The following is a 10,766-nucleotide window of genomic DNA, read 5'->3' on the forward strand; positions in this document are numbered from 1 at the left end:
TCCCCCTCCCGTCAAATAAACTGCTGCTCCCGCAGGTGGCGCAGCAGCACTCTTCCTTCCGGCATAAAGTCGGTGCCGTAGCGTACCAGGCCAATACCTTTCAGCTCAGCATCGATGGCGTAGCGCAGTTCGCCGGGGCTTTTCTGCTCCAGCATCACCACCGCAATTTTTTTCAGGCGCGGCTCGTACTTCAGCAGCACGTCGGCAAGGGTGTTCATCAGCTGATGTGCCGTACCCGGCATCCCCTGCAGGATCCGCGTCATATCCGGCAGGCCGAAGTCCGGCAGGTGGGCCAGCGTACCGGCCCGGCAGTTGAGGATGCGCTGCATATTATCCAGCACGGAGAGGATGACCTGGTTCTCCTCATTCACCCGGTCCAGTTCCAGGCCGCCGGAGAAGTTGCCGAATAGGATTTCATAGAGTGAGGGACGGGATGACTCACTCATCTTTCAGCGCCTGAAGGGTTAGCCGGTTGTTGCCCGCTTCAATCACCCGGGCCTTGTCCGGGTCAAGGTCATCGCGGCTCAGCACCACACGCCAGGTGTTATTCACCTGATCCGGTGACATAAACATGCCGGCCACCGCCACATACTGCGCATTTTTCTCCATCGGCATATCGACCGTCACCGCCCCGCCTGGCTGCAGGCGGATATCTTTCTCCGCTACCAAATCAGCCTTGATAGCCTGGCTATCAGCTTTAAACAGCGACGGATAGTCCGTGCTGTCGAAAGTCTTGCGGTCCCTCAACTGATATATACGCACCACTGTGGAGAGCCCCACCCCACCGGCATTGCTGTTAGCGGCCTCGCGGGCGCGGATATCCAGATGCAGGTTTTTTACCTGTTTATAAAAAATCGATTTGGTCACAGCAACGGTGCCATCTGTCACTTTTTGAGTCAGCCCACAGCCCGCCAGTATCAGTGTGATACCGGCGGCCAGTGCAGCCAGAGGAAATTTACCAGCGGTAATCGCCATCTTCATCGGTCTCCCTGCGGTGAATATTTTCCTGTACCCGCTCATAGCGGCCAAGATTGATGGTTATGGTTTTGGGGTGAGCGACGGTATTCGCCGCGTTCAGCGGCCGCATCACGGCTGTGCGGCCCAGCTGCACTGCACCAGCTTCAGGCTTAGTGCTCATTGTCGCGTCTGGTAGCAGGCTGCGGTCGACACACAGCTGCAGACGCACATCAAGCCGTGAGCCAAGATACACATGCAGCAGCGCTATTAAGTCACCGTGCAGTTCACCGCCGTGCAGCCAGCCCTGAACTTCCGTAGGGTCGGAGGTGGTCAGACGCATCAGTACCTGGCTGTTCACGTCAGTGCCATAGTTGCCCATCACCGGGCGATGAGTCAGGGTGACAGGCTGGCTGATGCTCATGGTCAGGGGCTTCTTCAGCGGCACGCGGCGTTTATCGTGGTGCCAGATTTTCGCCTGCGTGTTGGGTGCCAACAGACGCACTAGCGAGGCCATGCCTTCCGCAGTGCGCCCTGGCAACAGCATGACCGGCAACAGCGCCAGAAAGCGTGAAGCCGGAGCCGCGATACTGTCCGTGCAGCCGTTAATCCCGAGCCCCGCCAGCCCCAGCAGGTACTGCGAAGTTTTATCCTTACCCCCTTCCTCAAAGGTTGCTGGATACGAATATTTCCGCCAGATGCGGTAGTACTGGGCAATCAGCCGGTGGTTAAAGATATCGAGGAAGTCCGCTGTGGCTTTGTACCCTTCCCGCCGTTGAGTGATGTCATCGATGTAGTGCGTCGGCAGCGGGGATTCCACGCCGTAGAGCCCCATAAAGGTGATGCGTACCGTCGGCGGCAGATGAGGATGTTCAGGCGACTCAACCCCTTTTATTTCAGAGGCAGGAAACCCCATCCCCGGATGAGGCCGGAAGCGCACCGGCTCATATCGCATCTGCCAGGTACTGCCGATAACCGGTTTATCCGGCTGGCTCTGCTCCAGTAGCTGACAAAAGCGGTAAAAGTTCATGTACGGCAGGTGCTGCCGTAGCTGCTCCATCAGCCGGGCAGGCGCGGACTGTGATTCTCTTTCCACCGGATGCATTTTCCTTCTGGCTGTACGATGAAGGTAAGCTGGTTGAACTGGTTCATGTCGGCATAGAGCGCAAAGAAGCGGTTGAGCATTTCGCCGAACAGGTGAATATCGCCCTCACCCGTAAAACCATTACTGTCGAGGGTCACCTCAATATCCAGACCGCGCAGAAGGAAGCCCTGCTCAAAACGCTGCAGGCGATGATGTTCCACATGCTGAATCGCCTCCAGACGGCGGGTGTTCAGCTCATCTTCCTGCCAGTTATAGAGTGCCAGTGTCCCGCGCAGTACTTCAGCGGTACTCATCATGTTCAGGAACCCCGAGCCCAGGTGGCTTAGTACCCTCCAGTGGAAACGGTCTTCCGCAGGCGGATAGACAGGCAGCGTGGGTTTGCAGAGGTTACGCACCGAGAGTTGGGTGTCCACCACCTGTTCGCAGCGGTCCAGCAGCGTGCTCTGCAGTGCTCGACGCGGCAGCTGGCCGTTAGTCCCGGTAATTTGCAGCGACACGGCTTCACGCTCAACCAGTCGGTCATCCTCCCACTGATGGCCCCCCAGAATAAGCCAGGTGTCATACAGCCCGCTGACACTGCGCTTCACGCGCGTGTGGTAGTAACGTGGTGGCGCATGGCGGCGCATCATCCCGCCCTTGTGACGAAAGCTGCTAAAGGGTACGTACTCTGCGTCACTGGTCCGGTTTGAACCGGTAACCGAATCCACCGAATAAATCTCGGTATGCCCGTCCTGCAGCCGCTTAGGGCGCAGCAGGTATTCACTTTCAAGCCCCGAAATGGTAAGCGGGTCAGCTTCCAGTGTGAACAGGTTAATCACCGGCACACAGTGCAAACGAACCGCATCATCGGTAACCGGCAGGCCCGAAGGCCATAGCGTGCTGAAAACGACTTCGATGTCGAAGTACTCTGCTCCAGCAGGTGGCGTAATATCGTTCAGGCCATTGAGGTGGACAAACATAAACTTGTCGCGGAAGCTGAAGTATTCCAGCAGCAGCTGATAGCCGCTAAAGGCAGTATCACCTTTCGGCCACAGTCCGTCATCTTCTGCAAACCCGCCCGGCGAGAAGTACCCGTCAAGACGAATACGGCCGATCTGGCCGGGCAGCCGCATGTAGAGTGCCGCCTGTCGTTTTGTCAGCATTAAATGCAGCTGACTGCTGACCGGAGCATCGGCTCCAAGATACAGACTCAGGCGGCTAAGGTCGGCACTGGACCAGTCCGCCTGACTGCTGCAGGCAAAGCGCATCCTCAGCAACGAGCGCCCGTCCGGCTCAGTAGTCATGGTCACCCCTGAAATATTCAGCGGGTTGAGCATCATATCGCGGGTGGTGCGGTATCGGCAGACCGTGTTTTTCGGTCCCACCGGGCGGGAATAAACTTCCAGACCGGCGGGCATCACCTCCGCCATCTTTACGGCCTGAAGCGCAGGCATGAACGCCACCACAGAGAGTGACGGAATGGTACGCAGGTAGTGTGGCCAGAGCATACTGACCAGCCCTTCGGTCAGTTCCGGCAGGTCATCGTCTATCTTTTCACGCAGCCGCCCCATTGAGAAGGCAAAGCCTTCGAACAGACGTTCAACATACGGATCGGGCGTGCCAGCCTTATCCAAATCGAGCATCGCGGCCCGGTCGGGGTGGGTTTGTGCGAACTCTTTCGCGGCTTCACGCAGGTAGTGCATTTCCGCATCGAAATAGTGCAGGGTCAAATCTTCCATTTATTTCTGTTCCTGTGGATTTAACCGCAAAGCACGGCGGCACGGGCTGGATCAACTGCAATCAGCCCGGCAAGTAACTGGTCCATTACCGGCGTGAGGCGTGCTTTATCAACCTCACTGCGACTGGCTTTCAGTCGGAGGAGTTTCAGATGGCGGGCGTGGACTTCAAACAGAAATTCAGGCTCCCAATCAGTGAGGGTAACCTCAGCGGCTCGCTCGCCCAGCTCAGCAAACAGATGCATCGCCAGTTCATTTTTACCGTATTGCTCCGCGATACGCCCCATCAGCAGTCGCAGCAGCCACTGTTGCCGCGCAGACGCGACGCCCTGATGGTTCTGTAGCCAGGCCAGCGCCGCATTCGGACCTTCGCTGTCCGCCAGCGTCACGGCTTCCGGCTCCAGAGCCAGAATGTCATCGTTGCCGCCGGGCATCTGTACGGCAGCAGAGTCATTTCCCCATCCGTCCGTGGTATCCAGCACGATCTGCTGGATCCAGTTCAGCGTCACTTCATCCGCAAACGGTGTACCGTCACTGAACGCCAGCGTTTCAAGCCCGGATAACCGGGCAAGCAGTCCTTTCAGGTCAGCGGCGATAATGTCGGCGAGCGTTTCCTTGCCGGACTTGGTCAGTGCCTCGTGGATATACCACTGCAGATCCAGCCACAGGTGATTGGCACCGCGGGAAAACGTGCTGTCGGCCGTTTCCAGCATTTCAGCCCAGTTTTGCTGCAGGTAGAGGCGTTTTAATAGCGCGCGCTGATCTGCCCTTGGTGGTTCGATGCGGGTACGTCCCTGCGCATCCGGCGCCGGGATGGCACTTAGGGTGTCATGTCGCAGGCTTTTCATCAGATGGTGCGCTGACAGCCAGCCATCAGGTTGCTCGCGCAGGTATTCGGTGAGCATTCGGGCCTGGGCCAGCAAATCCTGACCGGAAGCGATACGCCCGATTGACGGCGCATCGTTGTGGCACGCCAAGGGGGGAGTTTCTCCTGCATTGGCGTTCTGCGGTACCACAGCATCCACACCGCCGGCTTTCTGCAGCCGATTTTCCAGCGCGCCATAAAGTGCATTGAGTTCCGGCCGCGTTTCATCCGGCTCATTTTCAGTCAGCCCCGCGATCAGCAGTAGCGCCCCGGTGGTACGCATCGCCTCTTCCCTGACCACTTCCGGGTACAGTGAGAGTGAATCGGTCATGCGCGAACCAGCCAGCCACTCCAGTGCCGCCTTGCGGCTGCGGTCACGCTGTGGGTGCAGCTGCGAACCGAAACGCTCAAGCAGACCAGCCAGTAATTCAAGTCCTTCTGCCAGCCCCTGCTCACCCTCACGGTGCAGCTTTGCCCAGCAGTAGTACGTCACCACACGGATATCTTTAGCGGTGGTGGTCAACAACTTTTCGGCCAGCTGGCAGATAAGCTCCGTGTCCACCCCTGAGAGTTTGTTGACCTCTTCTCGCATCTGCTGAAAGCGATCGTCATAGCCCGGGTCTTCGCCTGCGGGCGAGGGTCCGGACAGCGGTAGCAGCCAATTATCCCACTGCGCTACGCGCTCGCGAGTAGCCATAAGCAGTGATGTCTGCTCAGACTGGCAGGCGTTCAGTAAAGCATCCAGATTGCTCATTAGTAGATCTCCTCTGCATCACTGGCCGCGGTGGCGGCTATGTCTGGCGCTGGCACGCCGGTTGTGTTGAAGATGGTTTCCGGTAGACGGAAATTACGCAGTTTCAGCAGTGCCAGCGGACCTTCTCCCGATTCGGAACGCAGTGTGTAATTGAGCATGCTACCGTCCTGGGCTTTCCAGCTCAGGCTGTAGCTGCTGCCGACACCCGGGTAAGCGCTAACCACAGCTTTATCCAGCAGGCGTATCCAGCCCCAGGCTCCCGGAATGTCCGCATACTGACGAGTCCCGGCCTGAGTACTAATCCAGCTTAGATTCGCGCCAGGCGCTTCCGTATCCGCAGGCCAGCTGAAGCGCTTCCACGTCGGAATCTGATTCACGTAGGTCAGCCTCAAACTGTCGATAATCATGTCCGTCTGCATCACGCCAGCCGCGGTGCCCGGGCGCAGCTCGAAGTTCATGCCAGCATTGCCTTCAATGAAGGCCACATCCGAGATATGGCTCAGGGTATTGATGGCGTTGAGGAACGCCGGATTAAAGGCCAACCCCTGTGAGTTGATGCTGTCCGGTACCCAGTGGTTACCTTCCTTATGCAGTACGCCTTTGAGTCGAGTCTGCAGGAACTGCGCAATACGCCCGGTATCCGCATTGAGGTATTTCGCCAGCAGTGGCAGTGAAACATCACTGCTGGAGTTATTAAACGGATAACGGCCACCGAAGGCGCTGTTCCACTCAGCCACTACCGCCTGCTGCCACTGGGCATTGAGGCTCCCGACCGCCGGGGTCAGCACCTGCTGCCAGGCCTGATCCATCGGGTTCACAAACACCGTGCGGCCAAAGCCACTCCACTCCTGACCCAAACCGGCGGCAATCAGGCTGCCGTAGTCGCGGGTTTCGGTCAGGTCCACGGCTTTGCCCTGGAATACCGTCTGGGCAATGGTCTGGGTCATCACCTGGGGATCGGCGGCGTTGGTCACCTGTTGCAGGCGCAGACGGACCTGGGTCACGCGAGTCAGGTACGATTGCAGACTAAGCGCCTGTACCCCGGTGTTACTTTTATCCATCAGCGCCAGCACCGGACCAAAGGTCGCATCTAGTAGACCGTGAACGCCGACACTCTGGTTAATGGCATCTTTGTTGTCACCGCCAAGCAGATTTTTCGCTGATTTCACCAGCGAATCCGAAATGGCTTCGCCTGTCTGCCCGGTGCGCCCCTGTACATTCAGGGTATTCATCAGCGCTACGAGAGGTGACTGGCGCACATCCGCCATCAGGGTCAACTGGTCAATAGAATCCGACAACGTCGCCGCCTGGTTCCAGCGCAGGCTGTTAAGGAACTCCAGCCAGACTCCGCTAAAGTCAGCAAAGTAACGCTCCGTCAGGCGCCTTTTCAGCGTTTCCGGTGAGGTTTCATCCTGTAAGGTCACCTGACGTTTACTGTCGGTGAGCACCCAGTCGAGTTCGTCCCGGCGCGCCTTCACCACCTTCTCAATGGCGGGTTGCACCGCCTGCTCCCAGGCCTGGCGGGTGAACATCCCCGGCACAATTTTAGTGGTGCTGAACAGACGCGATGCATCAGTATCGCCAGTCATGTCTTCCAGGCGCATATCAACATACAGGTGCGCCACCTGAGAGAGCATCTTCTGGTAGAGGGTCGATTCACTGTTACGCACACCCATAAGGCGAACCAGCAGGGAGCGCGCCTGGCTGACCATGTTTTCATCGGCACGGAGTTTCCACTCCGGGTGCGCAATCAGCTGCGCGCCATAGAACGACAGCAGTGACGGAGCCATCCCCTGCCAGACGCCGTCTTTCACGCCATCACGCTTCGGCCAGTCGTGCAGCAGCGCAGAGCTGAACCAGGCGGCAACCATATGCTCCGGCCGGGACAACATCAGGTAGAGTTTGAGCTGCTCCCAGGTGGTTTTGGCCATCTGCTCGCGCAGCGGGCTACCCGGTGGCAACGCATTAAAGGCACTGACCTGCTTCTGCAGATGGTCAGCTGCCGCATCCCGCAGCAGCGGCAATGCACTGTCCTGGTAATGGGGCCAGAGTGTGGCCAGCAGGGCATTGTTCTGGCTCAGCCCGGCCTGCTCATACCATGGCACACCATGCTCAGACCGGTACTGCAGGCGAGCCAGCGTTTTCTGCAATTCAGACAGCGCGTGCAGGCGCTGTTCCAGGGGCTGATTCTGTTGGGCGGCAAGTGCGGCCTGGGTATTTGCACCGGCAATCTGGCTGCGGTTGGTGAAATACGCGATGCCCATCCACACAGCCCAGCTCACCATCGTAAGCGCTGCAGCAGACACCAACACCCTGCGCCACGGAATGCCTGGTTTAACGGGGCGCAGCGCAGTAGGAAGCATCCGGACAGATTCAGGCAGGACATCCCAGCGCTTGTCCATACCCCAGTGGTGCGCCACGGCACGTTCAGCACCGGCAGAAGGCTGACTGAACACCACCCCCGCCAGCGGCAGCGGGCGATACGGGTTTAGCATCACCGACAACGGCGCGGTCACGCTCTCCGGTTCGCGGATGAGCTGGTCAGCAAGCGTCAGCAGGAAGTTGTGTTTAACATCATCACAGGTCTGTTGCAGACCCTGCGAGGTCAAATCTGACGTCAGGGCGGACAGGTGTTCTGTCAGTCCTTGGATACGACAACCGGCAGGCAGCAGACAGCCTGTGGCCTGCACAATACGACCATCAGGCATACCGGCACGCGGGTGAAGGGACCAGATATACAGCGGGAGCTTCCAGCCCAGCGTATCCATACGAGCGTTGATGGCGTGAGACAGGGAATCCATGGTGCTTTCTGACGGTACCGGCAGCGGCTTTTCCAGCCCCGGTGCTGAGAGCTGGTCAAAAGCTGAAGTGACCCACACCAGCCCATCGACCGGGCGACGGCGCAGTTTGCGCATCGCGGTCAGCCAGGCACTGTCTACTGGCGTGTTGAGGTCTCCGCCCCATAACAGTAGTGTCCCGCGATCTTCCTGCCAGAGCTGGCCGGTGAGGCCAGGAGTCAGTTGCTCTACCTCAGTGACGGTGCCAGTTACCAGCAGGATGCGCGTTTTATGGCCCCAGCGACGACCGTAGAGATTACGCATGGCGAAGCGGATGGTGTCGACGGTGACGTTACGGGGCGCGGTTTGTTTAACTCGACCTTCATCGGCAGGCAGGACATTCTTTCGCTTAGCCCGCAAGCGATGCCAGCGCTCCTGGATTGCTTGACGCACGATCCCCCCATGGCGAATGAATGAAACTAAAATCATAGCACCTGCAAACCCAACCCATTTTAAGCCCGCAGTATCCAAACCAACCTTGTTACCGTAGTTCCAGATTAGCCAAGCGACTACTGCAGTAATAATTATTGTCAGCCCGAAACGCCCCCAGTTACCACGCCATACAGTATCCTCAACTGCTTTCATTCTTATTCCCTGTTGTCACGGTATTAATAAATCTCTGCCCTTCACCTTCCGATAACATCAGACAGTCCGTCTTCAGTAGCTGTACCGCATCACTGACTATGGCAGTCATTATCCAGGGGGAAAATGGCCCGCAGCGCCCGGCATATGTCTCAAGGCAATGAAGTTGTTCTGTTTTCCAGTGCCCCTGATATAACTCACTGGCTTTAAGCATAAAGGAAAACGACTGCCCCCAACGAACATGGTCGCCAATGATATGCTGTGTGTTGATAGACTGGGTCTGGGTAGAAAAGTAGAGATCAAATTCACTGAGCAGGTCATCGCCTTCCAGAGACATAGGACGGAGCACACATACGTCGTGGTCTAATTCATATTTGGTCGCAACATCATCAGTTGTCAGCAACAGCGTAGCAATCGCATCGCTATACAGATCACGACCACACAGCTGTTGCACCATGACAAGCTCAACTGAAATATCTGGCGTTTTGATCCTTCGTTCTACGGAATCAAAAGAAAGAGAGCGTTGCACTGACAATGAGGGGACTGGGCGCTCCGCTGGCATCAACTCACGCCAGCAATCATCAAAGATCGCTCTTAGCTCAGCGTCTTCCTCGGGAGAATCAGTTAGCAGGAATGCCTTCAACGCTAAATCTGTTGGTAATCGCATCAGCGCATCTTTAACGCCTTCAAGCTGTACCAATGATGCTGCCTTGGCTGAGCTAATATCAAGCCGGATGACCAATCCGTTGTATTCTTCTAATTCTGTACTTTCAGGTATAAACATTGGCACTGTCAGTGACTGAGGTAGGATCACTTCACTGCTCATTACAGCCAAATAACGCCCGGCCCATTCGGTCCATTGCTGTTGAGAGTAATCAGTTTCTTTCGATTCAAATTCGTACTTATCGACACCATTGTTATAAAGCCAGCCTCTCAGGCAAATGCAGAAAATCCAGATAAGTGGTGGAGAGCCGGACACAACCCAAATATTGTAATTCTGCCCTGCTCCCAGCACTTGATTAGCATGGAGAACGAAGATCAACCCTCCTGCGATCAGGGCTGCGAGACCGCCAATAAGCCAGATAAGAAGAGAAGGTTCTTCCGGCATCGGGGTAACTTGAGATTTTTGACGCTCCCAGCTCATTAATTATCCTATAGCGCAATTCGGCGCACTGGAAATGACCTGACAACCACATTCACAATGACAACCATCCACGACCACAGATTTGCCATCGGACGACCATTTAGGCGAGCCTTCAATAATAGCGTTAATTCCGTGCCCCTCTTGGGGACAACTTATTTTATCGCCTACCAAGGCTACCTTTTTATTATTAACGATCATAGTTGAAGAGGCAGATATTACTTCACCACCGTGAGTTGTTTTATCGCCGAGCAACACAAAACCATTTAACATTTCGCCCCCTGTGATTACCAAAAATCTAAAAAAAGCTGTTAGCAAAAGCAATTCAATTTCTTTTAAATCTTTCACATCGTTTAATTTCGACATACTGCCCAACCCTCATGATAAATGGCGCAGATATCCACATCCAATAACCCAAACCATAAGAGATTACAGATCTATCACGACCACCAGCATCAATAATAATACTTTTAACCCCCAGGAAGGAAATGGCCAATAAAAATGACACCAGAGACAATATAAACAATAAGTTATTTTCCTTTTTCCTGACAATTTCAATAAGCGATGCAATATTAAATGGATTAGCTAACCAGGAAAATGAAGCACCGGGGTCAACAAAAAAACCAAACCTTCCAGTTATAAGTAAAGCAAGACCATCGCTTGATCCTGTATCCGTGCTGAAAGAGGGAAAATATAAAGCAGCACAAAAGCACAATACTGATAGTCCTTAGAGACTTGATGAAAAATATTTCATAATCACCCTGTATTTAAAATAACAACTCAACCATTTTAATTTTATATATTCTTTGAATT

At 55.5% G+C, this 10,766-nt stretch carries 9 protein-coding genes; 1 reads left to right on the forward strand and 8 read right to left on the reverse strand.

Going from position 1 to position 10,766, the window contains the following annotated elements; genetic code table 11:
* Window positions 1-11: 11 nt before the first annotated feature.
* The 8 genes from tssE to PGH32_RS11890 are packed head-to-tail and all read right to left on the reverse strand — an operon-like array spanning window position 12 to window position 10,226.
* Window positions 12-446, reverse strand: coding sequence for a type VI secretion system baseplate subunit TssE (gene tssE, locus PGH32_RS11855; protein WP_337894118.1), 435 nt, complete (start codon window positions 444-446; stop codon window positions 12-14).
* Window positions 439-975 carry a type VI secretion system lipoprotein TssJ gene (tssJ, locus tag PGH32_RS11860; RefSeq protein WP_337894119.1) on the reverse strand — a complete coding sequence of 179 codons (537 nt, stop codon included), beginning with the start codon at window positions 973-975 and terminating at the stop codon, window positions 439-441. Before tssJ ends, tssE begins: the two co-directional genes overlap by 8 nt.
* Window positions 956-2,059 (reverse strand): type VI secretion system baseplate subunit TssG, encoded by a 1,104-nt coding sequence (gene tssG, locus PGH32_RS11865; protein WP_337894120.1) that lies wholly within the window; start codon window positions 2,057-2,059, stop codon window positions 956-958. Before tssG ends, tssJ begins: the two co-directional genes overlap by 20 nt.
* Entirely contained in the window at window positions 2,014-3,777 is a 1,764-nt protein-coding gene (gene tssF, locus PGH32_RS11870) for a type VI secretion system baseplate subunit TssF (RefSeq protein WP_337894121.1), read from the reverse strand. The genes tssG and tssF overlap by 46 nt, the downstream gene beginning before the upstream one ends.
* Before the next feature lie 20 nt (window positions 3,778-3,797).
* Entirely contained in the window at window positions 3,798-5,393 is a 1,596-nt protein-coding gene (tssA, locus tag PGH32_RS11875) for a type VI secretion system protein TssA (RefSeq protein ID WP_337894122.1), read from the reverse strand.
* Window positions 5,393-8,815 carry an ImcF-related family protein gene (locus PGH32_RS11880; RefSeq protein ID WP_337894123.1) on the reverse strand — a complete coding sequence of 1,141 codons (3,423 nt, stop codon included), beginning with the start codon at window positions 8,813-8,815 and terminating at the stop codon, window positions 5,393-5,395. Before PGH32_RS11880 ends, tssA begins: the two co-directional genes overlap by 1 nt.
* Window positions 8,802-9,956 carry a hypothetical protein gene (locus tag PGH32_RS11885; RefSeq protein ID WP_337894124.1) on the reverse strand — a complete coding sequence of 385 codons (1,155 nt, stop codon included), beginning with the start codon at window positions 9,954-9,956 and terminating at the stop codon, window positions 8,802-8,804. The genes PGH32_RS11880 and PGH32_RS11885 overlap by 14 nt, the downstream gene beginning before the upstream one ends.
* A 3-nt stretch (window positions 9,957-9,959) precedes the next feature.
* Window positions 9,960-10,226, reverse strand: a complete 267-nt coding sequence (locus PGH32_RS11890) for a PAAR domain-containing protein (RefSeq protein WP_337894292.1) — start codon at window positions 10,224-10,226, stop codon at window positions 9,960-9,962.
* 215 nt (window positions 10,227-10,441) lie between these two features.
* On the opposite strand from PGH32_RS11890, the gene PGH32_RS11895 reads away from it, so the two are divergent.
* Entirely contained in the window at window positions 10,442-10,684 is a 243-nt protein-coding gene (locus PGH32_RS11895) for a hypothetical protein (protein WP_337894125.1), read from the forward strand.
* Window positions 10,685-10,766: the final 82 nt, after the last annotated feature.

The sequence above is a fragment of the Erwinia sp. SLM-02 genome, from assembly GCF_037450285.1.
Taxonomy (GTDB): Bacteria; Pseudomonadota; Gammaproteobacteria; order Enterobacterales; family Enterobacteriaceae; genus Erwinia.

Coding starts and splice junctions, on each gene's coding strand:
- PGH32_RS11890 (WP_337894292.1), bottom strand. CDS start 10,226: ATGTTAAATGGTTTTGTGTTGCTCGGCGATAAAACAACTCACGGTGGT.
- tssG (WP_337894120.1), bottom strand. CDS start 2,059: ATGCATCCGGTGGAAAGAGAATCACAGTCCGCGCCTGCCCGGCTGATG.
- PGH32_RS11880 (WP_337894123.1), bottom strand. CDS start 8,815: ATGAAAGCAGTTGAGGATACTGTATGGCGTGGTAACTGGGGGCGTTTC.
- tssJ (WP_337894119.1), bottom strand. CDS start 975: ATGGCGATTACCGCTGGTAAATTTCCTCTGGCTGCACTGGCCGCCGGT.
- tssA (WP_337894122.1), bottom strand. CDS start 5,393: ATGAGCAATCTGGATGCTTTACTGAACGCCTGCCAGTCTGAGCAGACA.
- tssE (WP_337894118.1), bottom strand. CDS start 446: ATGAGTGAGTCATCCCGTCCCTCACTCTATGAAATCCTATTCGGCAAC.
- PGH32_RS11885 (WP_337894124.1), bottom strand. CDS start 9,956: ATGAGCTGGGAGCGTCAAAAATCTCAAGTTACCCCGATGCCGGAAGAA.
- tssF (WP_337894121.1), bottom strand. CDS start 3,777: ATGGAAGATTTGACCCTGCACTATTTCGATGCGGAAATGCACTACCTG.
- PGH32_RS11895 (WP_337894125.1), top strand. CDS start 10,442: ATGGCCAATAAAAATGACACCAGAGACAATATAAACAATAAGTTATTT.